This window comes from Rhizobium favelukesii (assembly GCF_000577275.2).
GTDB lineage: Bacteria > Pseudomonadota > Alphaproteobacteria > Rhizobiales > Rhizobiaceae > Rhizobium > Rhizobium favelukesii.
In genome coordinates this window covers 3,877,935-3,903,515 of the sequence record NZ_HG916852.1, presented here as the reverse complement: position 1 = coordinate 3,903,515, position 25,581 = coordinate 3,877,935, and the positions used below count along the sequence as shown (strand labels likewise).

23 protein-coding genes and 1 pseudogene are annotated in these 25,581 nt (G+C 61.4%); 21 read left to right on the top strand and 3 right to left on the bottom strand.

Annotation, left to right across the window (positions count from 1 at the left end):
• Positions 1-2 precede the first annotated feature (2 nt).
• Positions 3-650 (top strand): class I SAM-dependent methyltransferase, encoded by a 648-nt coding sequence (locus tag LPU83_RS57790; RefSeq protein ID WP_024316811.1) that lies wholly within the window; start codon positions 3-5, stop codon positions 648-650.
• Here the strand turns inward: LPU83_RS57790 and LPU83_RS57785 are convergent.
• On the bottom strand, positions 640-1,164 hold the full coding sequence (locus LPU83_RS57785; protein ID WP_024316812.1) for a hypothetical protein: 525 nt from the start codon (positions 1,162-1,164) through the stop codon (positions 640-642). The two genes, LPU83_RS57790 and LPU83_RS57785, sit on opposite strands and share 11 nt — an antisense overlap.
• Before the next feature lie 312 nt (positions 1,165-1,476).
• On the opposite strand from LPU83_RS57785, the gene sdhC reads away from it, so the two are divergent.
• From sdhC to LPU83_RS57700, 17 genes and pseudogenes are all read left to right on the top strand, one after another.
• Complete coding sequence (gene sdhC, locus LPU83_RS57780) at positions 1,477-1,872, top strand: succinate dehydrogenase, cytochrome b556 subunit (RefSeq protein WP_024316813.1); 396 nt, start codon at positions 1,477-1,479, stop codon at positions 1,870-1,872.
• Positions 1,873-1,883: 11 nt separating this feature from the next.
• On the top strand, positions 1,884-2,264 hold the full coding sequence (gene sdhD / locus LPU83_RS57775) for a succinate dehydrogenase, hydrophobic membrane anchor protein (protein ID WP_024316814.1): 381 nt from the start codon (positions 1,884-1,886) through the stop codon (positions 2,262-2,264).
• 7 nt (positions 2,265-2,271) lie between these two features.
• Complete coding sequence (gene sdhA, locus LPU83_RS57770; protein ID WP_037070106.1) at positions 2,272-4,113, top strand: succinate dehydrogenase flavoprotein subunit; 1,842 nt, start codon at positions 2,272-2,274, stop codon at positions 4,111-4,113.
• Positions 4,114-4,125: 12 nt separating this feature from the next.
• Positions 4,126-4,905, top strand: coding sequence for a succinate dehydrogenase iron-sulfur subunit (locus tag LPU83_RS57765; protein WP_024316816.1), 780 nt, complete (start codon positions 4,126-4,128; stop codon positions 4,903-4,905).
• Between the two features lie 223 nt (positions 4,906-5,128).
• Positions 5,129-5,638, top strand: a complete 510-nt coding sequence (locus LPU83_RS57760; protein ID WP_024316817.1) for a protease inhibitor Inh/omp19 family protein — start codon at positions 5,129-5,131, stop codon at positions 5,636-5,638.
• 48 nt (positions 5,639-5,686) lie between these two features.
• Positions 5,687-6,850, top strand: a complete 1,164-nt coding sequence (gene zapE, locus LPU83_RS57755) for a cell division protein ZapE (protein WP_024316818.1) — start codon at positions 5,687-5,689, stop codon at positions 6,848-6,850.
• A 181-nt stretch (positions 6,851-7,031) separates the two neighbouring features.
• Complete coding sequence (mdh, locus tag LPU83_RS57750; RefSeq protein WP_024316819.1) at positions 7,032-7,994, top strand: malate dehydrogenase; 963 nt, start codon at positions 7,032-7,034, stop codon at positions 7,992-7,994.
• 40 nt (positions 7,995-8,034) lie between these two features.
• Positions 8,035-9,228: an ADP-forming succinate--CoA ligase subunit beta gene (gene sucC, locus LPU83_RS57745; RefSeq protein WP_024316820.1), complete on the top strand. Its 1,194-nt coding sequence runs from the start codon at positions 8,035-8,037 to the stop codon at positions 9,226-9,228.
• 20 nt (positions 9,229-9,248) lie between these two features.
• Positions 9,249-10,151 carry a succinate--CoA ligase subunit alpha gene (sucD, locus tag LPU83_RS57740; RefSeq protein WP_024316821.1) on the top strand — a complete coding sequence of 301 codons (903 nt, stop codon included), beginning with the start codon at positions 9,249-9,251 and terminating at the stop codon, positions 10,149-10,151.
• A 161-nt stretch (positions 10,152-10,312) separates the two neighbouring features.
• Positions 10,313-13,297, top strand: a complete 2,985-nt coding sequence (locus LPU83_RS57735; protein ID WP_024316822.1) for a 2-oxoglutarate dehydrogenase E1 component — start codon at positions 10,313-10,315, stop codon at positions 13,295-13,297.
• 12 nt (positions 13,298-13,309) lie between these two features.
• Positions 13,310-13,628 (top strand): annotated as a pseudogene (locus LPU83_RS57730) (YciI family protein).
• A 29-nt stretch (positions 13,629-13,657) separates the two neighbouring features.
• Complete coding sequence (gene odhB, locus LPU83_RS57725; protein ID WP_024316823.1) at positions 13,658-14,911, top strand: 2-oxoglutarate dehydrogenase complex dihydrolipoyllysine-residue succinyltransferase; 1,254 nt, start codon at positions 13,658-13,660, stop codon at positions 14,909-14,911.
• A gap of 78 nt (positions 14,912-14,989) precedes the next feature.
• Positions 14,990-15,514, top strand: a complete 525-nt coding sequence (locus LPU83_RS57720) for a hypothetical protein (RefSeq protein WP_167546221.1) — start codon at positions 14,990-14,992, stop codon at positions 15,512-15,514.
• Complete coding sequence (locus LPU83_RS57715; RefSeq protein WP_024316825.1) at positions 15,511-16,263, top strand: SDR family oxidoreductase; 753 nt, start codon at positions 15,511-15,513, stop codon at positions 16,261-16,263. The genes LPU83_RS57720 and LPU83_RS57715 overlap by 4 nt, the downstream gene beginning before the upstream one ends.
• Before the next feature lie 20 nt (positions 16,264-16,283).
• Entirely contained in the window at positions 16,284-16,922 is a 639-nt protein-coding gene (locus tag LPU83_RS57710) for a LysE family translocator (RefSeq protein ID WP_024316826.1), read from the top strand.
• A 25-nt stretch (positions 16,923-16,947) separates the two neighbouring features.
• Positions 16,948-18,354 (top strand): dihydrolipoyl dehydrogenase, encoded by a 1,407-nt coding sequence (lpdA, locus tag LPU83_RS57705; RefSeq protein ID WP_024316827.1) that lies wholly within the window; start codon positions 16,948-16,950, stop codon positions 18,352-18,354.
• Between the two features lie 94 nt (positions 18,355-18,448).
• Positions 18,449-18,952 carry a cytochrome b gene (locus LPU83_RS57700; protein ID WP_024316828.1) on the top strand — a complete coding sequence of 168 codons (504 nt, stop codon included), beginning with the start codon at positions 18,449-18,451 and terminating at the stop codon, positions 18,950-18,952.
• Here LPU83_RS57700 and LPU83_RS57695 read toward each other — a convergent pair.
• Both LPU83_RS57695 and LPU83_RS57690 read right to left on the bottom strand, forming a co-directional pair.
• Positions 18,949-20,028, bottom strand: coding sequence for a TraB/GumN family protein (locus LPU83_RS57695; protein WP_024316829.1), 1,080 nt, complete (start codon positions 20,026-20,028; stop codon positions 18,949-18,951). The two genes, LPU83_RS57700 and LPU83_RS57695, sit on opposite strands and share 4 nt — an antisense overlap.
• A gap of 82 nt (positions 20,029-20,110) precedes the next feature.
• Positions 20,111-21,046 carry a tyrosine recombinase XerC gene (locus LPU83_RS57690; RefSeq protein WP_024316830.1) on the bottom strand — a complete coding sequence of 312 codons (936 nt, stop codon included), beginning with the start codon at positions 21,044-21,046 and terminating at the stop codon, positions 20,111-20,113.
• Positions 21,047-21,187: 141 nt separating this feature from the next.
• Here LPU83_RS57690 and LPU83_RS57685 point away from each other — a divergent pair, with 141 nt between their 5' ends.
• From LPU83_RS57685 to LPU83_RS57675, 3 genes are read left to right on the top strand one after another with little or no spacing between them, the layout of a single operon-like run.
• The gene (locus LPU83_RS57685; protein ID WP_024316831.1) at positions 21,188-22,135 is read left to right on the top strand and encodes a GNAT family N-acetyltransferase; all 948 of its coding nucleotides are present in this window, start codon (positions 21,188-21,190) and stop codon (positions 22,133-22,135) included.
• A gap of 21 nt (positions 22,136-22,156) precedes the next feature.
• Positions 22,157-23,293, top strand: a complete 1,137-nt coding sequence (locus LPU83_RS57680) for an AAA family ATPase (protein ID WP_037070103.1) — start codon at positions 22,157-22,159, stop codon at positions 23,291-23,293.
• A gap of 60 nt (positions 23,294-23,353) precedes the next feature.
• On the top strand, positions 23,354-25,570 hold the full coding sequence (locus tag LPU83_RS57675; RefSeq protein ID WP_024316833.1) for a primosomal protein N': 2,217 nt from the start codon (positions 23,354-23,356) through the stop codon (positions 25,568-25,570).
• Positions 25,571-25,581 lie beyond the last annotated feature (11 nt).

The window sequence follows — 25,581 nt, the reverse complement described above, 5'->3', positions numbered from 1 at the left end:
CGTTGAAAACCGATCCCGAGATCTTCATCCGCGCCAACACCAGCCCGATGGCGCCGCCGCATGTGCCGGAAATTCGATTGCATCTAGCGGACGAAGCGCATGAGTTGTGGCTGAAGACGGAAGAGGAGCTTGCCGAGATCGGTCTGCCGCCACCCTTCTGGGCCTTCGCCTGGGCGGGTGGTCAGGGGCTGGCGCGCTACATACTTGATCATCCGCATATCGTTGCCGGCAAGCGCGTTCTCGACTTCGCCACAGGTTCTGGCTTGGTGGCGATTGCGGCAAAGATGGCGGGAGCGGCCAAGGTCGTTGCCGCCGACATCGACCCGTGGGCCGAAACCGCGGTACGACTGAATGCCGGCCTGAACCAGGTCGAGGTCGATTTTACCGGTGCTAATCTGATCGGCGACAAGGTCGAGGCGGATATGTTGGTCGCGGGCGACGTCTTCTACGACAGCGACTTTGCGGCAGCGATCGTTCCATGGTTCGAGACGCTCAGCCGTCAGGGTATCGCAGTCCTCGTTGGGGATCCGGGACGCGCCTATCTTCCCAAGAAGCGCTTGGAATTCTGCGCAATCTATCAGGTTCCCGTTACCCGGGCGTTGGAAGACAGCGAGGTGAAGAAAACGACCGTTTGGCGCCTCATGGCCTGATAACGCAGACGCCAGCCTCGTATGAACAGCTGCTGCTCTTGGCGGTGACGTTGATCACCTTGGCCATTGGCGCGAGGTTGGTGGTTCGCTGCGGGGCAGGGAAGCCATAGCCGCTGCTGGCGACATAGGTCCCACCGTCGGCATCATAGACGTATGACGATCCCGAATAGGTGCCGCTGACCCCTCCACCTGGCTGCGGCTGAACCAAGATGATGACGTTGCGTCCGCCATAGCCGCTATAACCATTGTAGCCGCGATACGGCCATGAGGCGCGCTTGATCAGAGCCGCGCGACCGGGACGATGGCCGAACCGGCCGTATCCATCTGAGAAGCGGACGCGTCCATCGTTCCATCCACGAAAGGGTCGGCCGACGATCGTCGGCGCGTGATGCCTCATGAATTGCTTGCCACCGTGGCGAGAGAACGAATTCTGGCCGAAATCGCCTGCTGAGGTCGGCAGCGCGATCAGAGCCGCTGCCGCGAGAGAAACGAGCATGGATAGGGTCTTCAGCATCGTGCGGATCTCCGGAAACGAGATGGTTAACAAAGCGTTAACCGCAAAATGCGCCAAAAGCCGCCGCTTGTCCAGAAGACGTCTGGCCATGCCGCTTGCGCAGCGGGGCCGCCGCGCCGTCAAGCGCAGTTCACGCCACCCAGAGACGCAAATCGATTAAATTAAATTGGGGGTGCAATTATACTTGTCGTTAGGGGCTTCCGTGATTAAACGTCGCCATTGATGCGACGCACACAAACAAATTTGTCATTCGTGTGGTTGCCTTGAATGCTCCGAAATCCGGGAGCGCAGAGAAGACGCCGCGAGGTTCTGATGGCGAATGTCACAAATAAACGGCCCCTGTCGCCGCATTTGCAAATTTACAAGCCTATCCCCACGATGGTCATGTCGATCGTCCACCGCATTACTGGTGGCGCACTTTATGTCGGCACGCTGCTGGTCGCCTGGTGGCTGATCGGAGCTGCAACCGGCCAGGCCTATTATGATTGGGTCAACTGGATACTCGGCAGCATCATCGGCAAGCTCGTGTTGCTCGGCTATACTTGGGCACTGCTGCACCACATGGTCGGCGGCTTCCGTCACTTCGTCTGGGATCTCGGCTACGGCCTCGATAAGGACGTCTCGACCAAGATGGCCCAGGCTTCGATCGTCATATCGCTCTGTCTGACCGTGCTGGTCTGGGTGATCGGCTTCCTCATTCGCTTCTGAAGGTTGTTCTCATGGATATGCGCACCCCTCTGGGTAAGGTTCGCGGCCTTGGCTCGGCCAAGGAAGGCACCGATCATTTCTGGCGTCAGCGCGTCACTGCGGTTGCCAATGTGCCGCTCTTTCTCTTCTTTATCATTTTCATGATCGTTCACGCTGGCGAGCCTTACGCGGACGTGGTTCACGCGCTGTCGAGCCCGTTTGTTGCGGTCGTCATGGGCCTGATGGTCATTTCCGGCACCATTCATATGCGTCTCGGCATGCAGGTGATCATCGAGGACTACGTGCATGGCGAATTCGCCAAGCTCGCCCTGCTGATGCTGAACACCTTCTTTTCGATCCTGATGGCGGGGTTCTGTCTCTTCGCCATTCTGAAAATTGCATTCGTAGGATAACCGTATCATGGCATCGACTTCACCCGCTCAGAATGGGAAGGCCTACAAGTATGTCGATCACTCATACGATGTGATCGTCGTCGGCGCCGGTGGCGCCGGCCTTCGCGCCACGCTCGGCATGGCCGAACAGGGTTTCCGCACGGCCTGTATCACCAAGGTGTTCCCGACCCGCTCGCACACGGTCGCAGCCCAGGGCGGGATCGCCGCCTCGCTGCAGAACATGACGCCCGACAGCTGGCAGTGGCATCTCTACGACACCGTCAAGGGCTCCGACTGGCTCGGCGACGTCGACGCCATGCAGTATCTCACCATGGAAGCGCCGAAGGCGGTCTATGAGCTGGAGCACTACGGCGTTCCCTTCTCGCGCAATGAGGAAGGCAAGATCTATCAGCGGCCGTTCGGCGGCCACATGCAGAACTTCGGCGAAGGCCCGCCGGTACAGCGCACCTGTGCCGTTGCCGACCGTACCGGCCACGCCATCCTGCACACGCTCTACGGCCAGTCGCTGCGCAACAACGCGGAATTCTTCATCGAGTATTTCGCGCTCGACCTGATCATGTCGGAAGACGGCAGCCGCTGCACCGGCGTCGTCGCCTGGTGCCTCGATGACGGCACGATCCATCGCTTCGCCGCCAAGATGGTGGTGCTGGCGACCGGCGGTTACGGCCGCGCCTATTTCTCGGCAACGTCTGCCCATACCTGCACCGGCGACGGCGGCGGCATGGTGGCCCGCGCCGGCTTGCCCCTGCAGGACATGGAGTTCGTGCAGTTCCACCCGACCGGCATCTACGGTTCGGGCTGTCTCATCACCGAAGGCGCGCGCGGCGAAGGCGGCTACCTCGTGAATTCCGAAGGTGAACGCTTCATGGAACGCTATGCGCCTTCGGCCAAGGACCTTGCCTCGCGCGACGTCGTCTCGCGCTGCATGACCTTGGAGATTCGTGAAGGCCGCGGTGTCGGCAAGGCCAAGGACCATATCTTCCTGCATCTCGACCATCTCGATCCGGCCGTTCTGCACGAGCGCCTGCCGGGGATTTCCGAGAGCGCCAAGATCTTCGCCGGTGTCGACGTCACCCGCGAGCCGATCCCGGTCCTGCCGACGGTCCATTACAACATGGGCGGTATTCCGACCAACTACTGGGGCGAAGTGCTGAACGCCGACAGCGCCAATCCGGAACGCATCATCCCCGGCCTGATGGCTGTCGGCGAAGCCGGCTGCGCCTCGGTGCATGGCGCCAACCGTCTCGGTTCGAATTCGCTGATCGACCTCGTGGTCTTCGGCCGCGCCGCGGCAATCCGCGCCGGCGAGGTGATAGACCGTGCCGCACCGGTGCCGCATCTGAATGTCGCCGCTTGCGACAAGATCATGGATCGCTTTGACGATCTTCGCCATGCCAGCGGCGGCACGCCGACGGCCGTGCTGCGCGAGAAGATGCAACGCGCCATGCAGGAAGACGCTGCCGTGTTCCGCACGCAGGAATCGCTGGAATCGGGCTGCAAACGCATCTCGGCCATCTGGCAGGAAATGCGTGATATCAAGGTCACCGACCGCTCGATGATCTGGAACTCCGACCTCGTGGAAACGCTCGAGCTACAGAACCTGATGGCCAACGCCATCACCACGATCTATGGCGCCGAGGCCCGCAAGGAAAGCCGCGGCTCCCACGCACGCGAAGACTACACGGAAGGCGCATTCGCCGGGCGCGACGACGTCAACTGGCGCAAGCACACGCTCGCCTGGGTCAACGACGCCGGCGACGTCAAGCTCGACTACCGCCCGGTTCACACCGAGCTCATCGCAGAGGGCATCGATCCCAAGAAGATCGCGCCCAAGGCTCGCGTGTACTAAGAGGAACTGGACATGGTTGAACTCGCTCTTCCCAAGAATTCCCAGATGCGCGAAGGCAAGGTGTGGCCGAAGCCGGCAGGTGCGAAGAACACCCGCGAATTCCGCGTCTACCGCTGGAGCCCGGATGACGGCCAGAACCCGTCGATCGACACCTTCTACATCGATGTCGACGATTGCGGCCCGATGGTGCTCGACGGCCTGCTATACATCAAGAACAAGATCGATCCGACGCTGACGCTACGCCGTTCCTGTCGCGAGGGCATCTGCGGTTCCTGCGCGATGAACATCGACGGCACCAATACGCTGGCCTGCACCAAGGGCCTCGACGACATCCAGGGCGCGGTAAAGATCTATCCGCTGCCGCATCTGCCTGTCGTCAAGGACCTGGTTCCCGACCTGACCAACTTCTACGCCCAGCACCGCTCGATCGAGCCGTGGCTGAAGACAGTCTCGCCGACACCGGCCAAGGAGTGGAAGCAGAGCCACGAGGATCGCCAGAAGCTCGACGGCCTCTACGAGTGCATTCTCTGCGCCTGCTGCTCGACCTCCTGTCCGAGCTACTGGTGGAACGGTGACCGTTACCTCGGCCCAGCCGTTCTCTTGCAGGCTTACCGCTGGCTGATCGACTCCCGAGACGAAGCGACCGGCGAGCGCCTCGACAATCTCGAGGATCCGTTCCGCCTTTATCGTTGCCACACGATCATGAACTGCGCGCAGACCTGCCCGAAGGGTCTGAACCCGGCCAAGGCAATCGCCGAAATCAAAAAGATGATGGTCGAGCGTCGCGTCTGATCGATCCAGCAAGGGGGCCGCAGATGCGGCCCTTTTCTTTATCCGATCACGAAACCTTGATTTGCCCGGGATTGCGCCAAATTTGTCTCGGTTTTACGGCGTTGCTCCCACATCGACACAATTTCTCCTCGCGCTGGCTTGATTCAATACAGCCTTTCAAGATAATTCCGCCGTGATTGAGCGGCAGCTTCAGGACAATACTGGAAAAATCAGGAGTATCATGATGCAGTTCAGACATATGGCGACAGGTCTCGTGGTTATTCTGTCGTTAGCTGGCTGCCAGCGCACCGCATATAATGATGCAAGCTATTCTGCCCCGTCGCCGCTGACAGCGCAGCCGGTTCCCTCGGTTCAGGGCGGGCAGCTTCCGCCGCCTTCCGGCTCTTCGCAGTTCCCCGCTGCCCCGACGACTGCGGCGCCCGTCGCCGGTGGCCAGCCCGGCGCGATGGCTGCGAATGCGATGGATGTCACCAAGGAATCGATGGTCGGCAGCTGGCGCGTCAACGGGTCCTGCGACATGTTCCTGACGCTTACCAATCTCGGCAGCGGCTCGCGCGGCGGTACGCGCGGCTGCGTCGGCGAACTGACGGCGATGGGCTCCTGGGAAGTCACGGGCAAGCAGGTCATCCTGAAAGACCGCAGCGGCAACCAGATCGGCAGCGTCTACAAGACTGCCGACAACGCCTTTAGCGGCCAGACCAATACCGGGCAGGCGATCAGCCTCAGCCGTTAAAAGATTGGGCGGCGAAGGCCGCCGATCCTGCATAGGCGGACCTCCTTTATGCAACCCATGCCAGACTACACGCTTAGCGTCAGCGAGCAGTTGAAGTCGCTGACGGCTTCGGGCGCGCTTCAAATCGATTCAGCCCAGATGCATGTTGCCAAATGCCTGGATCGGGTACTGTCGGGGTTGAAGCAGCGGCGGCCGGCGGCAAAGGCGAGCGCCCTCGGCTGGCTGTTCGCCAACAAGAAGAAGCCGTCGGAATCGGTCAAGGGGCTCTACATTCACGGCAGCGTCGGCCGCGGCAAGACGATGCTGATGGACATGTTCTTCGCAATGGCACCCTGCGCGAAGAAGCGGCGCGCGCATTTTCATGAATTCATGACCGACGTGCACAACCGCATCGCGGCGCACCGACTGAAGCTCAAGCAGGGCGAGACCAAGCAGGCCGATCCTATTCCGGTCGTCGCTGCTGCGCTCTATGACGAGGCCGAACTGCTTTGCTTCGATGAGTTCACCGTGACTGACATCGCCGACGCGATGATCCTGTCGCGGCTTTTCTCCGAACTTTTCCGGCGCGGATGCCTGCTGGTCGCGACATCGAATGTCGAGCCGGGCAATCTCTACAAGGACGGCCTCAATCGAAGCCTGTTCCTGCCGTTTGTCGATCTTCTGAAGCAACACGTCGAGATCGTGACCCTGGACTCGCCGACCGACTACCGGATGGAGAAGCTCGACAGCCAGCCGGTCTATCTGACGCCGCTCGATGACCGGACCGACATGGCCATGGATGCATCCTGGATGCAGGCACTGCATGGCCGCAGGGCACAGCCGCTGGAAATTCCGATGAGGGGGCGGTCGATCCATGTGCCGCTGGCAGTCGATCGCCTGGCGCGCTTCTCATTTGCCGATCTCTGCGAAAGGCCATTGGGCGCGGCCGACTTTCTCGCCGTTGCCGAGCGCTTTGACGCCATCTTCGTCGACCGTGTACCATTGCTGGGGCCTGATAAGCGAAACCAGATCAAGCGCTTCATCATTCTGATTGATACGCTTTACGATCACGCGGTGCGGCTCTATGTGTCCGCTGCAGCGATGCCTGAAAATTTGTTGACACAAGCGCGTGGTATCGAAGGCTTCGAATTCGACCGCACTGTCTCGCGCCTTTTCGAAATGCGCAGTGCCGAGTATCTCGCATTGCACCACGAGCGACGGGCTGCAGAGTAACGATTTGGTGGCGAATTATCTTACGTTTACGTAAGAATTTAATGATCTAAACGATTGAAATTCCTCGCTCAAAAATAATCGTTTGCCATTTTTTGGCTTTGGGGCTATGCGATGGCGGCATTGGGCGATGCCCCCCTCCGCGCGTCGCCTGACGAATTTTGATCGCAAAGGAAACAGCGAAATGGCGCGTAACAAGATCGCACTCATTGGTTCTGGCATGATTGGTGGCACGCTGGCGCATCTCGCCGGCCTGAAGGAACTGGGTGACATCGTTCTCTTCGATATCGCCGACGGTATTCCTCAGGGTAAGGGCCTCGACATTGCTCAGTCCTCTCCGGTCGAGGGCTTTGACGCCAACCTGACAGGCGCCAGCGACTATTCCGCGATCGAAGGCGCGGACGTCTGCATCGTCACCGCAGGCGTCGCCCGCAAGCCGGGCATGAGCCGCGACGATCTTCTCGGCATCAACCTCAAGGTCATGGAACAGGTCGGCGCCGGCATCAAGAAGTACGCCCCGAACGCTTTCGTCATATGCATCACCAATCCGCTCGACGCGATGGTCTGGGCGCTGCAGAAGTTCTCCGGCCTCCCGGCCAATAAGGTCGTCGGCATGGCCGGCGTGCTTGACAGCTCGCGGTTCCGTCTGTTCCTTTCCAAGGAATTCAACGTTTCCGTACAGGACATCACCGCCTTCGTGCTCGGCGGCCATGGCGACACGATGGTGCCGCTGGCTCGCTACTCTACGGTAGCGGGCATCCCGCTTACTGACCTTGTGACCATGGGCTGGGTCACCAAGGAGCGCCTCGAAGAAATCATCCAGCGCACCCGTGACGGCGGCGCCGAAATCGTCGGCCTGCTGAAGACCGGCTCAGCCTACTACGCACCCGCTGCCTCGGCGATCGAAATGGCTGAATCCTACCTCAAGGACAAGAAGCGCGTTCTGCCCTGCGCAGCACAGCTGACCGGCCAGTACGGCGTCAAAAACATGTATGTCGGCGTTCCCACGGTCATTGGTGCTGGCGGCGTCGAGCGCATCATCGAGATCGACCTCAACAAGGCCGAGAAGGAAGCTTTCGACAAGTCTGTCGGCGCTGTCGCCGGCCTATGCGAAGCCTGCATCAACATTGCGCCTGCGCTCAAGTAATCGGACCGCGCGCTGACGTCATCCAAACAGGAATAGACCCATGAATATTCATGAATATCAGGCCAAGGCTCTGCTGAAGGGCTATGGCGCGCCGGTCGCGCAAGGCGTGGCGATCCTCAAGGTCGAGGAGGCCGAAGCTGCCGCCAAGTCGCTCCCCGGCCCGCTCTACGTGGTCAAGAGCCAGATCCACGCCGGCGGGCGCGGCAAGGGCAAGTTCAAGGAACTCGGCCCTGACGCCAAGGGTGGCGTTCGCCTCGCCAAGTCGATCGAGGAAGTCGTTTCCCACGCCAAGGAAATGCTCGGTAACACGCTGGTAACGGCGCAGACGGGTGAAGCCGGCAAGCAGGTCAACCGCCTCTACATCGAAGACGGCGCAGACATCGCTCGCGAGCTCTATTGCTCGCTGCTGGTCGATCGCTCCGTCGGCCGCGTTGCCTTCGTCGTCTCGACGGAAGGCGGTATGGACATCGAGGCCGTCGCGCACGACACGCCCGAAAAGATCCACACGATTGCGATCGATCCTGAGGCCGGTGTCACGGCCGCCGATGTTGCCGCGATCTCCAAGGCGCTGCAGCTCGATGGCGCTGCCGCAGAAGACGCCAAGTCGCTGTTCCCGGCGCTCTACAAGGCCTTCGGCGAAAAGGATATGGCTCTCCTCGAGGTCAATCCACTGATCGTGATGAAGGACGGCCACCTGCGCGTCCTCGACGCCAAGATGTCGTTCGACGGCAACGCGATTTTCCGTCACGACGACGTCAAGTCGCTGCGCGACGAGACGGAAGAAGACGCCAAGGAAATTGAGGCCTCGAAGTGGGACCTCGCCTATGTGGCGCTCGACGGCAACATCGGCTGCATGGTCAATGGTGCCGGCCTCGCCATGGCGACGATGGACATCATCAAGCTCTACGGCAAGGAGCCGGCGAACTTCTGTGACGTCGGCGGCGGCGCCGGCAAGGACAAGGTCGCTGCGGCCTTCAAGATCATCACGGCGGACCCAAAGGTCGAAGGCATCCTCGTCAACATCTTCGGCGGCATCATGAAGTGCGATGTCATCGCTGAAGGCGTTGTCGCGGCTGTGCAGGAAGTCGGCCTGAAGGTTCCGCTCGTCGTGCGTCTCGAAGGCACCAATGTCGAGCTTGGCAAGAAGATCCTGAACGAGTCGGGTCTCGCGATCACGGCAGCTGACGACTTGGACGATGCGGCCAAGAAGATCGTCGCGGCGATCAACGCCTAATTTTGAAGGACCGGAAATAAATGTCCATTCTCGTCAATAAAGACACAAAGGTCCTCGTTCAGGGCCTGACCGGTAAGACCGGCACCTTCCATACCGAACAGGCGCTTGCCTACTACGGCACGCAGATGGTCGGCGGTATCCACCCGAAGAAGGGTGGCGAAACCTGGACGGGCTCGAAGGGCGAAAGCCTGCCGATCTTCGCAACCGTTGCCGAAGGCAAGGAAAAGACCGGCGCCGACGCGACCGTGATCTACGTTCCCCCGGCAGGCGCAGCCGACGCGATCATCGAAGCGATCGACGCCGAGATCCCGTTCATCACCTGCATCACCGAAGGCATCCCTGTTTTGGACATGGTGCGCGTCAAGGCTCGCCTCGACCGCTCCAAGTCACGCCTGCTCGGACCGAACTGCCCGGGCATCCTGACGCCGGAAGAGTGCAAGATCGGCATCATGCCGGGCTCGATCTTCCGCAAGGGTTCAGTCGGTATCGTTTCCCGCTCGGGCACGCTCACCTACGAAGCCGTGTTCCAGACCTCGAACGAAGGCCTCGGCCAGACGACGGCTGTCGGCATCGGCGGCGATCCGGTCAAGGGCACCGAGTTCATCGACGTCTTGGAAATGTTCCTCGCTGACGAAGCCACCCAGTCGATCATCATGATCGGCGAAATCGGCGGCTCGGCAGAAGAAGACGCAGCACAGTTCCTCAAGGATGAAGCCAAGAAGGGCCGCAAGAAACCGATGGCCGGCTTCATCGCTGGTCGTACGGCCCCGAAGGGCCGCACGATGGGTCATGCCGGTGCCGTCGTTTCCGGTGGCAAGGGCGACGCAGAATCGAAGATCGCGGCGATGGAATCGGCTGGCATCCGCGTCTCGCCGTCGCCGGCCCGCCTTGGCAAGACGCTGGTTGAAGTCCTCAAGGGCTGATCCAATCTATACCCCGGGCACCGGTTCTCACCGTCTGCCCGGGTCTCGACTTCGAAATGGAATGAGCCGCGGACAGGCGGCTAACGACAGATGCGGCAAGCCGGTCGAGTATCCGGCGGAATCACAAGTCAGGAGGCGGACGAAAGCGTCCGCGTAAAACCATGGCACGGCAAGAAGCCAACGAGCAGTTTCAGATTACCTCGTTTCTGGATGGCGCCAATGCTGCGTATATCGAGCAGCTCTATGCGCGCTATGAGGAAGACCCGAACTCGGTCGGCGAGGAATGGCGGTCTTTCTTCAAGGCGCTGGAAGACAATCCGGAAGATGTGAAGAAGGCGGCCAAGGGTGCATCCTGGCGCAAGAAGGATTGGCCGCTGCAGCCCAAGAGCGACCTCGTTTCGGCGCTCGATGGCGATTGGGGTACCGTTGAGAAGATCATCGAGACCAAGGTCAAGGGCAAGGCGGAAGCCGCCGGCAAGCCGACCGATGGCGCCGACATCCTGCAGGCGACGCGCGACTCCGTTCGCGCCATCATGATGATCCGCGCCTACCGCATGCGCGGTCACCTGCACGCCAAGCTCGACCCGCTCGGTATCGCGGCACCCGTCGACGACTACAAGGAACTGTCGCCCGAAGCCTACGGTTTCACCGAGGCCGACTATTCCCGCAGGATCTTCATCGACAACGTTCTCGGCCTCGAATACGCCACCTTGCCCGAGATGATCGAGATCCTTGAGCGCACCTACTGCTCGACCCTCGGCGTCGAATTCATGCACATCTCCAACCCGGAAGAAAAAGCCTGGATCCAGGAACGCATCGAAGGTCCGGACAAGGGTGTTGCCTTCACCCCGGAAGGCAAGAAGGCCATTCTCGCCAAGCTGGTCGAAGCCGAAGGCTATGAGCAGTTCCTAGATGTGAAGTTCAAGGGTACCAAGCGTTTCGGTCTCGATGGCGGTGAATCGCTCATCCCGGCGCTGGAGCAGATCCTGAAGCGCGGCGGTCATCTCGGCCTTCGCGAAGCCGTGTTCGGCATGGCCCACCGCGGCCGCCTGAACGTCCTTTCCCAGGTCATGGGCAAGCCGCATCGCGCGATCTTCCACGAGTTCAAGGGCGGCTCTTACGCGCCTGACGAGGTCGAGGGTTCGGGCGACGTCAAGTACCATCTCGGTGCCTCTTCCGACCGCGAGTTCGACGGCAACAAGGTCCACGTGTCGCTGACGGCCAACCCGTCGCACCTTGAGATCGTCGACCCTGTCGTCATGGGCAAGGCGCGTGCCAAGCAGGACATGGGCGCCACCGTCTGGGACGGCGACACCATTCCGCTCTCCGAGCGCGCGAAGGTTCTGCCGCTGCTCATCCATGGTGACGCGGCGTTTGCCGGCCAGGGTGTGATTGCCGAAATCCTCGGCCTGTCGGGCCTGCGCGGTCACCGCGTTGCCGGCACGATGCACGTCATCATCAACAACCAGATCGGCTTCACCACCAATCCGGCCTTCTCACGCTCGTCGCCTTATCCGTCCGACGTCGCCAAGATGATCGAAGCGCCGATCCTGCATGTGAACGGTGACGACCCGGAAGCCGTTGTCTACGCAGCCAAGATCGCAATGGAATTTCGCATGAAGTTCCATAAGCCTGTCGTCCTCGACATGTTCTGCTACCGTCGCTACGGCCACAACGAAGGCGACGAACCGTCCTTCACGCAGCCGAAGATGTACAAGGTCATTCGCGCCCACAAGACCGTCCTGCAGATCTATGCGGATCGTCTCGTTGCCGAGGGCCTGCTGACCGACGGCGACGTCGAGAAGATGAAGGCCGACTGGCGCGTGCATCTCGAACAGGAATTCGACGCCGGCCAGAGCTACAAGCCAAACAAGGCTGACTGGCTGGATGGCGAGTGGTCGGGTCTGCGCACGGCTGACAACGCCGACGAACAGCGCCGCGGCAAGACCGCCGTACCGATGAAGACGCTCAAGGATATCGGCCGCAAGCTTTCGGAAATTCCGGAAGGCTTCCGTGCCCATCGCACGATACAGCGCTTCATGGAAAACCGCGCCAACATGATCCAGACGGGTGAGAACCTCGACTGGGCGATGGCAGAAGCGCTTGCCTTCGGTTCGCTGGTGGTCGAAGGCCACAAGATCCGTCTCTCCGGTCAGGATTGCGAACGCGGCACGTTTTCGCAACGTCATTCGGTTCTCTACGATCAGGAGACGGAAGAGCGCTTTATCCCGCTTGCGAACCTGTCGTCCAACCAGGCCCGCTACGAAGTCATCAACTCGATGCTCTCGGAAGAAGCAGTGCTCGGCTTCGAATACGGCTATTCGCTGGCTCGCCCGAACGCGCTGACCCTTTGGGAAGCCCAGTTTGGTGATTTCGCCAACGGCGCGCAGGTCGTCTTCGACCAGTTCGTCTCGTCGGGAGAACGCAAGTGGCTGCGCATGTCCGGTCTCGTCTGCCTGCTGCCGCATGGCTACGAAGGGCAGGGGCCTGAGCACTCCTCGGCCCGCCTCGAACGCTTCCTGCAGCTCTGCGCTGAAGACAACATGCAGGTCGCCAACGTCACGACGCCGGCGAATTACTTCCACATCCTGCGCCGTCAGCTGAAGCGCGACTTCCGCAAGCCGCTCGTGCTGATGACGCCGAAGTCCCTGCTGCGTCACAAGCGGGCTGTTTCCAGCCTTGCGGAACTCGCCGGCGAATCCTCCTTCCATCGTTTGCTCTGGGACGATGCGGAGGTCATCAAGGACGGCCCGATCAAGCTGCAGAAGGACAACAAGATCCGCCGCGTCGTCATGTGCACCGGCAAGGTCTATTACGATCTTCTGGAAGAGCGCGAAAAGCGCGGCATCGATGACATCTACCTGCTGCGCGTCGAACAACTCTATCCGTTCCCGGCAAAGGCGCTCATCAACGAGCTCTCGCGCTTCCGGAACGCCGAGATGGTCTGGTGCCAGGAAGAGCCGAAGAACATGGGCGCATGGTCGTTCATCGACCCGTATCTGGAGTGGGTTCTCGCCCATATCGATGCGAAGTACCAGCGCGTCCGTTACACCGGCCGCCCAGCTGCCGCTTCGCCGGCAACGGGTCTGATGTCCAAGCATCTATCGCAGCTCGCCGCATTCCTCGAGGACGCGCTGGGCGGCTAAGGGATCGGGGCGATGGCATACTTCTTCTTCAGACTTGTGCCGCCTCGTCCCCGCTTTTCCGCATGACGCGACCGGGGAGGAAATGGCCGCGATGAAGCACCATGTCGCCTATTGGCACCGCAACGCAGAAGACGGATCGGCCATTGCCGTCGGTCCCGTCTTCGAAGGCGAGGGAGCCTGGGGCATGGCACTCGTTTCGGCGCTGGATCAGCAGGCGGCGCAGGCGCTCGCCGATGCCGATCCGATCATCCAGTCCGGTCACGGCTTTCGCTTTGACATATTGCCAATGCCCTCGATCATTCTCCGGCCGTCTGCAGCCGGAAACGAATAAACGAACACAAGCAAATCAGGATTTGAACAATGGCCACAGAAATCCGCGTTCCAACTCTCGGTGAATCCGTCAGCGAGGCAACCGTCGGCACCTGGTTCAAGAAGGTTGGCGACGCCATCAAGGCCGACGAGCCGATTCTCGAGCTTGAAACCGATAAGGTGACCATCGAAGTGCCGGCGCCGGCTTCGGGTACGCTGTCTGAAATCGTTGCGCAGGCAGGCGAAACCGTCGGTCTCGGTGCGTTGCTAGGCCAGATCGCCGCAGGCGCTGGTGCTGCCGCTGCCCCGGCTGCTGCTGCCGCCCCCGCGAAGGTTGCCGAGCTCGCAGCCGCTGCACCGGCACCCGTTGCCGCTGCCGCTGCGCCGGCTGCGTCCGTATCCGCCATGCCGCCGGCACCGGCTGCCGCCAAGATGCTTGCCGAGAACAACCTGTCGGCCGATCAGGTCGACGGCAGCGGCAAGCGCGGCCAGGTGCTGAAGGGTGACGTGATCGCCGCTGTTGCCAAGGGCATCTCCACCCCGGCTGCCGCTGCTGCCCCTGCCGTACCGGCTGCTGCCCGCGGCCCGTCAACGGTCGAGGATGCGGCCCGCGAAGAGCGCGTGAAGATGACGCGCCTGCGCCAGACGATCGCCAAGCGCCTGAAAGACGCCCAGAACACCGCTGCCATGCTCACCACCTATAACGAGGTGGACATGAAGGCGGTCATGGATCTGCGCGCCAAGTACAAGGACGTCTTCGAAAAGAAGCATGGCGTGAAGCTCGGCTTCATGGGCTTCTTCACCAAGGCCATCACCCACGCGCTGAAGGAACTTCCGGCTGTCAACGCCGAGATTGATGGCACTGACATCATCTACAAGAACTTCTGCCACATCGGCATGGCCGTCGGCACGGACAAGGGGCTCGTCGTCCCTGTTATCCGCGACGCCGACCAGATGTCGATCGCCGAAGTCGAGAAGGAACTGGCGCGCCTGGCAAAGGCTGCTCGCGACGGTTCGCTGTCGATGGCCGATATGCAGGGCGGCACCTTCACCATCACCAATGGCGGTGTATACGGTTCGCTGATGTCCTCGCCGATCCTCAACGCTCCGCAGTCCGGTATCCTCGGCATGCACAAGATCCAGGACCGTCCCGTCGTCGTCGGCGGCCAGATCGTCATTCGTCCGATGATGTATCTCGCGCTCTCCTACGACCACCGCATCGTCGACGGCAAGGAAGCCGTGACCTTCCTCGTCCGCGTCAAGGAAAGCCTGGAAGATCCGGAGCGTCTGGTTCTCGATCTCTAAGCAATCGACTGGGCCGCGTGAGCGGCCCTTTCCACCTCAGCGGGGCGCGCGATGTCGCTGGCAATCTCCACAGGGCGTATGACCATGATGCCTCTCCTTGCCATCGGCAGGATCGGGGCGTCGCTCGCGTTTTTGCTGGCACTGCCCGCGGCCGCTGTCGGCACTCCCGACTGCAGGCAGGCGAGCGCCGTTTATGCCGACCGGGATGGCGCCTACGAACTGCGTTTCACGCCGATCAATTCGGAAGCGGCGGCTGCCAGCAACCGGTTCATGCTGAAAGTGCTGAAAACCTCGATCGAACTCGACGGCTATGTCATGCCCTCGGACGATCCGGAGCGTGCCGTCGGTATCGTGATGTTTAAATGCCCCGGCGGTGACCTGACAGGCGCGGATCTGGACGCCTGCACGATCTGGCAGGGCACGATCTACGGCGCGAATGCCAAGGGCGAGATCGACAACCTTCAGCCGGAAGCGGCAGTCGCGGCCGACAGCGTCTTTCTGCCGGGTCTCGGTCCGGCGATCCGCCAATCGCAGATCTGGGGCAACGACAAGGCTAAGGTTGCGCCGTGGGATGTCCTGGCATTCAAGGAGTGCGCGAAATGACACAACGACCGGTTCTTCTCGTCACCGGCGGCAGCCGGGGTATCGGCGCTGCGGTCTGCCGCCTCGCTGCCCGGCAGGGCTGGAACGTGGCGGTGAACTATGCCGCGAACCGCACGGCGGCCGATGCGATCGTCTCGGAGGTCAAGGCAGAGGGCGGCGACGCGATCGCGATCAAGGGCGATGTCGGCAGCGCGAAGGATATCGTTTCGATGTTCCAGGCGGTCGACAAGCATTTCGGGCGGCTCGACGGGCTGGTCAACAACGCCGGTATCGTCGATGCGCAGCAGCGCGTCGATGAGATGAGCGTCGAGCGCCTTGAGCGGATGATGCGGATCAACGTGACCGGCTCGATTCTATGCGCGGCCGAAGCCGTTCGGCGGATGTCGTCGAGGCACGGCGGCAAAGGCGGGGCGATCGTCAACATTTCGTCTATGGCAGCGGTTCTGGGTTCGGCATCGCAATATGTCGATTACGCCGCGTCGAAGGCCGCGATCGATACCTTCACCATCGGTCTGTCTCGAGAAGTGGCGAACGAGGGCGTGCGCGTGAACGCCATCCGTCCCGGCGTCATCGATACCGATATTCATGCATCCGGCGGCCTGCCGAACCGCGCGCGCGACCTGGCGCCGAGCATCCCGATGCAGAGGCCCGGCACGGCGGAGGAAATCGCCGATGCGGTCCTCTACCTTCTCTCGCCGACGGCTTCCTATATAACGGGCGCCATACTCAATGTAAGCGGCGGCCGTTAGGACGCGGAGACCATATCACCATGCAATACTTCTTCGAATTTTTGGGCCTGATGGCCGTCTTTTCGATCTTCATCGTCGTACCCGGCGCCGACTTCGCCGTCATCTTGCGCCAGAGCATCGTGCATGGCCGCCGGGCAGCCATGATGACCGGTCTCGGCATGGGCTTTTCGCTGCTCTTCCACATCAGCTACACCATCCTAGGTCTCGGCCTCATCGTCTCCCAATCGCTGATGATGTTTGCGATGATCAAATGGGCGGGCGTCGCCTATCTCGTCTACCTCGGCATCAAGTCGTTCCGCGAGCCGGGCTTCAAGGTGAACGAGATCGAAATTTCCGATGAGGACCGTAAGCCAATCTCGGCACTCAAGTGCCTCGGCATGGGCTTCATCACCAATGCGCTCAATCCGAAACCCGTCCTGTTCTTCCTGTCGCTGTTTTCGACACTGGTGCATCACGACACCCCGGCGCTCATCCAGTTTAGCTACGGCATCGGCATGGCAACGGCGCTCGTCGCCTGGTTTGCGGGCGTTTCCACCTTCTTCACCGTCAAGCCCATTCGCGACCGCTTCATCGCAAGCGGCAAATGGTTCAACCGCATCACCGGCGCCGCATTGGTCGGCTTCGGTTTCCGCCTCGCGCTCGCCCGCGCGGCCGACTAAGCAAATAACGAAAAGGAAAAGAACAATGTCCTATGATGTAATCGTTATCGGAACCGGCCCTGGCGGCTACGTCGCTGCCATCAAGGCTGCGCAGCTCGGCCTCAAGGTCGCTGTCGTTGAAAAGCGTGCAACGTTCGGTGGCACCTGCCTGAACGTCGGCTGCATCCCGTCCAAGGCGCTGCTTCATGCCTCCGAAATGTTTCATCAGGCTGGCCACGGCATGGACGCGCTCGGCATCGAAGTCGCTGCGCCGAAGCTGAACCTTGGAAAGATGCTGGCGCACAAGGATGCGACGGTGAAGTCGAACGTCGACGGCGTTGCCTTCCTCTTCAAGAAGAACAAGATCGATGCCTTCCAGGGCGCCGGCAAGATTGTGTCGGCAGGCAAGGTTTCCGTGGCCGGCGAAGACGGTAAGGTGCAGGAAATCGAAGGCAAGAACATCGTCATCGCCACCGGCTCCGACGTCGCCGGCATTCCGGGCGTGAAGGTGGATATCGACGAGAAGGTGATCATCTCATCGACGGGCGCGATCGCGCTCGAGAAGGTGCCGGAGACAATGATCGTCGTCGGCGGGGGCGTCATCGGCCTCGAGCTCGGCTCCGTCTGGTCTCGCCTCGGTGCCAAGGTCACCGTGGTCGAATATCTCGATACGATTCTCGGCGGCATGGATGGCGAAGTCTCCAAGCAATTCCAGCGGATGCTCGTCAAGCAGGGCATCGCCATCAACCTGAGCTCGAAGGTGACGGGCGTCGAGAAGGGCGGCAAAGGTGCCAAGGTGAGTTTCGAGCCGGTCAAGGGCGGCGATGCGCAGACACTCGAAGCCGAGGTCGTTCTGATCGCGACCGGCCGCACCCCCTACACGGCAGGCCTTGGTCTGCAAGAAGCAGGCGTAAAGCTTGATGACCGTGGCCGCGTCGAAATCGACGGTCGCTTCCGCACCAACGTTGCCGGCATCTACGCGATCGGCGACGTGGTGAAGGGGCCGATGCTGGCCCACAAGGCCGAAGATGAAGGCGTTGCGCTGGCAGAAATCCTCGCCGGTCAGCATGGCCATGTGAACTATGACGTCATCCCGAGCGTCGTCTACACGCAGCCGGAAGTCGCCTCCGTCGGCAAGACCGAGGAAGAGCTGAAGGCTGCCGGCATCACCTTCAAGGTGGGGAAGTTCCCCTTCACAGCGAACGGTCGCGCCCGCGCCATGTTGGCGATCGACGGTTTCGTGAAGATCCTCTCCGACAAGGAAACCGACCGTGTCCTGGGCGGTCATATCGTCGGTTTCGGAGCCGGCGAGATGATCCACGAGATTGCCGTCCTCATGGAATTCGGCGGTTCCGCAGAAGATCTTGGCCGCACCTGCCATGCTCACCCGACCATGTCGGAAGCGGTGAAGGAAGCCGCTCTCGCCGCGTTCTTCAAGCCGATCCACATGTAATCTTAAATTTCGGCAATATGCGATCGGCCGCTTGTCCCCGGACAGGTGGCCGTTTTACTTTCAAATGATTCTAAAATCGTTCGAGGGGAAGCCTATGCAGTCCACACCTGTCGATGCATACAGCCTGCCGCAGCGCCTCCTTCACTGGGGGGTGGCTCTGCTCATCTTCTTTAATCTGCTGTTTCCCGATGGCATGAACGAATGGCATCGGGCGATGCGTCGCGGCGCCATTGCGTCCCCCGACCAGCTCTCGGCGGCCAACATTCACGCCTATGTCGGCATCGCCATATTGGCACTTGCGATTGTTCGCGTGTGTCTGCGTCTCGTCCAGGGTGCGCCGCCGGTGGTCAGCCAGGAACCGGCAATCCTCCGCCTTGTGGCAAAGGTCGTCCATATCGGCCTGTATGCGTTCATCTTCGCGATGCCGGTGACCGGGATTGCTGCCTATTACTTCGGGGTCGATCCGGCGGGATCGCTGCACGCCGACGTGCTGAAGGTTGTCCTGTGGGCCTTGATCGCGGCACATGTAGCCGGTGCCCTCGTCCACCAATTCTACTGGAAGAGCAACGTTCTTCGACGGATGACGATTGGGCGCTAGTTCACGGCCGTCAGCGTAAAACCCTTTTTGCGCAGCAGCTCGATAACGCCGCCTTCGCCGGGAAGATGGAGCGCACCGACGGCCATGAAGACGTTGCCGTTGGCAAGGATCGGGGCTGCTCGCTCGGCCATCACCTTGTTGCGGTCGAGGATGATGCGCTGCTCGAAGGCGGCATAATCGCTATCCTCGTCCTTGCCGTCGGGCGAGACGGTCTTCAGCATCGGAATGGTCATGCCGATATCACCGGAGAGATAAAGATCGGTCATCGTTTCCACGACATCGTTCATCTTCGATCCCAAAGCCAGCGTTTCAATCAGCGACTTCATGTGGAATTCGGTCGGCAGGTCGGCCATCGCCTGCAGCTGCTCGGCGAGCGTTTCCAAGCCTTTGACCTGCTTGCCCTCGGCAACGGCGTCGGCGGCAATCTTCTGGTCGAGGAACTGTACGCCCTTTGCCTTGCGGGCCATTTCGCAGCCGGGCAGGGCAACGACGCTCGATATCATCCAGGGGCGCATGCGCGAGACCGCGGCAAGCGGGATTCCGCGCTGCCTCAGTCCTTCTTCCAGGCGGATGTAGTCTTCGTGGGATAGAAGCTTTTCAATCGTCGTCCCGTCCGTGAACATCATCAGATCCGGCTTCATCAATAGAGCGGCGGAGGCCTTTTTCTCGTCGAGGATCTCGTCTGATTCGATCACGATGGTGTCGGCAGCATCGTGGGCTGCCTGCGTGCGTGGCGGAAGTTGCAGCACACGCGGATCGGTGACATGCATGCTGCCGAGCAACCAGGATGGTTTCACGCCCGGCTTTTCGATCTTCCAGAAAATGCCCTTGCCGTTTGGCACGGCGTCCGCTTCCTTGACCGCCTCGGCGTAGCGCGCCGGGTCGCTTTGCTTCAGATCGGTCAGGACATTGCGGCCGGTGCAGGCGTCGTCATCTGCAGCCGCTGCCGGCGAGACCGAGAACAGAACTGCGATCAGCGTTGCCGCAAGCAGCATATGAAATGCAGCGATCAGCCAGAGCAGGAGATTGCCCGGCGATGCGATGTGCAGGCTGCGGTGGCCGATGGAGATCGTCATGATGGTATTCCGGTCACTATGGATCGCTAAGTTCTACGCTTCGCGTGCGGATATTCCTTTAAGAGAAGCTGTTAACAAAAGATTACGCCCGCGGATGGGCACGGTCGTAAACTTCAAGCAAACGTGAGGAATCCACGCCTGTGTAGACCTGGGTGGTCGAAAGACTGGCATGGCCGAGGAGTTCCTGGATGGTTCTGAGATCGCCACCACCGGCCAGCAGGTGGGTCGCGAAGGAGTGTCGCAGGGCGTGCGGCGTCGCCGTCTCCGGCAGTCCGAAGGCGCTTCGCATCTTCTGCATGGTACGCTGGATGATCGCCGCCTGCAGCTTGCCGCCGCGCGCGCCGCGGAAGAGAGGCTGCTCGCCTTCGAGATGGTATGGACACAGAGACCGATATGTTTCGGCCGCCTCGAAGACCACGGTGAGCAGCGGCACGAGGCGGGTCTTGTTGCCCTTGCCGGTGATGCGCAGCGTTGCCGCGCCGCGGTTGAAATCATCAGGTGTCAGGTCGAGTGCTTCGGAAATGCGCAGGCCGCAGCCGTATAGCAAGGCAAAAACGGCGGCATCGCGCGCCGCAATCCAGGGTTCCTCGTGCAGTTGCGCCTCGGTGCTGACGACGGTGATGGCTTGCCGATCGGAAAGTGGCTTCGGCAGCGACTTCGGTTGCTTTGGCGAGCGGATCGCACCGGCGCCGGCGGCATTCACCAGCCCTTTCTTTTCGAGGTAACGCAGCAGTGAGCGTAGCCCGGCAAGATTGCGGCCAAGCGAGCGCGCTCCCAATCCCTCCTTGCGGCGGGCGGCGAGGAATGCCCGGAAGTCCGTAGGCCGCAGCGCGTGGATATCTTTGAGCGTCGCAGGACCGCCGAGGTGACCGGTCAGGAAGGTCAGGAACTGGCGGGTGTCGCGCTCATAGGCATCCAGCGTGTGCTTCGAAAAGCGACGCTCGTGGGCCAGGCTGTCGAGCCAGGCGGTGCGTTCCGCCATCAGGCGCGGGTCGGCGATGATCAGGAGTTCGTTCACGTGTCTGGCCCTTGAATTTGCCAATCCGGCTGCCAATTCTGAAGGACGACAGTTATGGAATTGCTAATACCGCCCAAGTGGTTGTCATGGTTCCATCATATTAATCGACGTAACTGGTTTCCCAACGACGCAGGATCTTGCATGCCACGGCGCCATCCCACGACCGCTTTCGGACAATTCGCGGAAGTGATTGCCCTCGTCTCCCATGGCAAGCCGGGACATATCGTTGATACGTTGATCGCCGAGCGCGGACAGAGAATCGTCAAACACCCGCTCTGGCCGATTATGCGGCCCTTTCTCCACACGCTCCTGCGCTACCACAGGGCCATCAGCTTCGCCAACGACGTCGCGAACATGCCCGGCTTTCAGTGCTTCGAGTACATGAGCAACCTGTTGAAGCTCGAGATCAATGTCAGGCATGGCGAACGCATTCCTGATGCCGGCGGCTTCATCCTCGTCAGCAACCATCCGACCGGCATTGCCGACGGGGTGGCCGTCTTCGATCTCTTGAAGAGCAAGCGGCCCGACATCATGGTGTTTGCCAACCGCGATGCCATACGCGTCAATCCGCGCTTTGCCGAGGTCATCATTCCGGTCGAATGGCGTGAAGAGTATAAAAGCAAGCTCAAGACCCGCGAGACGCTGCAGATCACCAACCGTGCGGTCAGGGAAGGCAAGGCAACTGTGCTTTTTCCGTCCGGGCGCATTGCCTATTGGGCGAATGGCCGGCTGAACGAACGTCCCTGGAAAACCTCCGCCGTTGGTCTTGCCCGCAAGTACAATCTCCCGATCCTGCCGGTGCACATGACGGCGCGCAATTCCGGCCTTTTCTACTGGCTTGCAAAGTGGTCGACGGAGCTCAGGGACATGACCGTCTTTCACGAGCTTTTGAACAAGCGGGGTGACCGCTTCGACTTCGTGGTCGGCAATCTGATCCCGGTGGGAAATCTCGAGGGCGATATCAACGAGGTGACCAAGGCATTGGAAGACCATACGGTGCGCGCCCTCGATATGGATGACGACGCGCAATTCCTGCCGCTGGTACCGCCGGCGGAGCCGGAACTGGCCAGTGCCCATTCAATTCCCTGATCGGATCGGCTAAAGCAAGGCATGCTGCTCCGCTCGATGTTTGCCCAGAACTACCGATCCCTGCGATCGATCCGCATGGATCTCTCGGCCATCAACCTCTTCATCGGCGAGAACGGGGTCGGGAAATCCAATCTCTACCGCGCGCTGCAGCTCATTCAGGCGGCAACGCGCGGGCGGCTGGCACATGAGATCGCGGCCGAAGGCGGGATGTTCTCGGCGCTGTGGTTCGGTCCGCGCCGGGACGCTGAGGGGGCGTTTCGGATCCGCCTGGAAACCGAGCTTCTGGACGAGGAAAGGGCGATCACCTTCCGCTATCGCGTCGAGGCCGGTTTGCGGCCGCCCACGGCTGCGGCGGGCTTTCCCTTCGAACCACAGATCAAGGCCGAAGAGCTCTCGGTCGAGACCGGGACGCGACCGGTGACGATGATGAAGCGCGCTGGCCCTGCCATCGCCGTTCGGGGGCCGAATGGCCGGATGCAAGATTACCCGGAGCAGGCGCTGACCTCGGAAACGGCAATCGCGCTTCTTGGCGATGCAGGGCACTACCCCGAGATTGGAACGTTTCGCCGCGCGATCGATGGGTGGCGTTTCTTTCACGGTTTCCGGACGGATCGGCTCTCACCGCTGCGTGCGCCCTGCCTTGCCGTGACGGCGCCGCTGTTGGACGAGGACGGTAACAATATCGCCGCGGTTTTTGCAACGCTGGTGCATACGCGGGAGGACACTGTCGACCTCGATCGGGCGATCGCCGCGGCCCTCGGCGGTGCGCGGCTCGTCGTGCCGCTACCTGAAGAGACGGCGGAGTTCGGCCTTTCCTTCCCGGAGTTTCCGAACCGGGTGTTTCAGCCGCGCGAGCTGTCGGACGGACAGGTTCGTTTCCTCGGCCTAGCCGCGGCGCTGATGTCCTACCGCCTGCCGCCGCTGATTGCGCTGAACGAACCGGAGGCAAGCCTGCATCCGGATATGCTGCCGCCGCTCGCCGACATGATCGCGGACGCGGCGCAGAGCAGCCAGATCTGGATCGTCACCCATTCCGAACCGCTGGCGGCGGCCGTGCGCGAGCGGTGCGGTGCACGCGCACGCCATGTCGTGCGGCAGGACGGCGCCACCTGGATCGAGGGTATGCGGCTCACCGGCGTCATCGACGAGGACGAGTAAGTCGGTGCGCAGGGTCTTCCAGGTTTTCTTTTTACGCCGATCCGGGCATGGTCTCGCCCGATGAGCACCGATTCGTCCGATCTCTTTGGAGCGCTGTTTAAGACGCCGCCGGCCAACCGCACGGTGCCGGTTCTCGTTCCCATGCCTGCGCCGAAGCCTTATTCCTATGCCGTGCCCGAGGGAATGGCCGTCGAGCCGGGCTCGGTCGTGCAGGTGCCGCTCGGCCCGAGGCAGGTGATCGGTGTCGTCTGGGATGGCGACGAGGACGGGGTCGATCCGAAGAAGCTGAGGCCGATCAGCCATGTCTTCGATTGCCCGCCGCTTACGAAGGAGATGCGCGACTTCGTCGATTGGGTGGCAAGCTATACGCTCTCGCCGCCCGGTCTCGTGGCGCGCATGGCGCTGCGGGCGCCAAATGCCTTTGAGCCGGAGCCGATGGTTGAGGGCCTGCGCTTCGTCGGCGGCGAACCGGAACGGATGACGCCAGCGCGCGCCCGTGTGCTCGATATCGCCGGTGATGGGCTCTCCTGGACGCGAAGCGGGCTTGCCCATGCCGCCGGCGTATCGACAAGCGTGGTCGACGGTCTGGTAAGTCAGGGCATTTTCGAAACCGTATTCCTGCCACCGCCGCCCTTGGTTGCCAAACCCGATCCCGACTTCACGGCCGCGCGGCTCGAAGGCCCGCAAAGGGACGCGGCAGACGAGATTCTGGCCGAGGTTCGAAAGGGTGAGTTTGCCGTATCGCTGATCGATGGTGTCACCGGTTCGGGAAAGACGGAAGTCTATTTCGAAGCGATCGCGGAAACGCTGAAGCGGGGCAAGCAGGTGCTGATCCTCCTGCCGGAGATCGCGCTGACGGCGAGCTTTCTGGAGCGCTTTCAGGATCGCTTCGGCGCAAAGCCCGCCGAATGGCATTCCGACCTGGCGCCGCGCACCCGCGAGAAGGTCTGGCGTCAGGCGGTCACGGGCGAGGTGCGCGTCGTTGCCGGTGCTCGCTCGGCCCTGTTTCTTCCGTTCGAGGATTTAGGCCTTATCATTGTCGATGAAGAGCATGATCCTGCCTACAAACAGGAAGATCGGGTCTATTACAATGCCCGCGACATGGCCGTCGTGCGCGCACGGATCGCTGATTTTCCAGTGGTTCTCGTCTCCGCCACGCCCTCGGTCGAAAGCCAGGTCAATGGGCAGAGCGGACGTTACAGTACCGTTCACATGCCGACCCGCTTCGGCGACGCGGCGTTACCCGATCTACACCTCATCGACATGCGCCGTCATGCGCCTGAGCGCGGCGGCTTCCTGTCGCCGGTCCTGATCCGCGCGATCGGCAAGACGATCGAGAAAGAGCAGCAGGCGCTTCTCTTCCTCAACCGTCGGGGTTATGCGCCGCTGACGCTCTGCCGCGTCTGCGGACATCGCTTCCAGTGCCCGCAATGCTCCAGCTGGCTCGTCGAGCACCGGTTCAAAAGACAGTTGCAATGTCATCAGTGCGGTCATGCCGAACGCACGCCGGAAGCCTGTCCGGAATGCGGCACCCTCGATCATCTCGTTGCCTGCGGGCCCGGTGTTGAGCGCATCGCTGAAGAAGTGGAGCGCCATTTCCCCGAGGCGCGAACGATCGTGCTCTCGTCCGACATCATGGGCGGCGTCAAGCGGTTGCGGTTCGAGCTCGAGGCCATTGCAAAAGGGGAGGCCGATATCGTCATCGGTACGCAGCTCGTCGCAAAGGGGCATAACTTCCCGCTGATGACGCTGGTTGGCATCGTCGATGCCGATCTCGGGCTTGCCAATGGCGACCCGCGCGCCGCCGAACGCACCTTTCAGCTTCTGTCGCAGGTGACGGGCCGCGCCGGCCGTACCGGCCTGAAGAGCCACGGCCTGTTGCAGACCTACCAGCCGCAACATCCCGTCATGCAGGCGATCGTGTCAGGCGATGCGAGCGCCTTCTACGAACGCGAGATTGCCGAGCGCGAACGGGCGATCCTGCCGCCATTCGGACGGCTGGCGTCGATCATCGTCTCGGCGGAAACGCGCCACGATGCGGAAAACCATGCCCGCGGCATTAGAAACGCCGCACCGGATGTCTCCGGCATCTCCGTGCTCGGACCTGCGGAAGCACCGCTTGCGCTGGTGCGCGGCCGCTATCGCTTCCGGCTTCTCGTGCATGGCCGGCGAAACTCCGACATGCAGGGATTTCTCAGGGCCATGCTTGCGCAAGCGCCAAAGGAGCGCGGGTCGGTGCATGTGCAGCTCGACGTGGACCCGCAAAGCTTCCTGTAGATCGCTGTCCT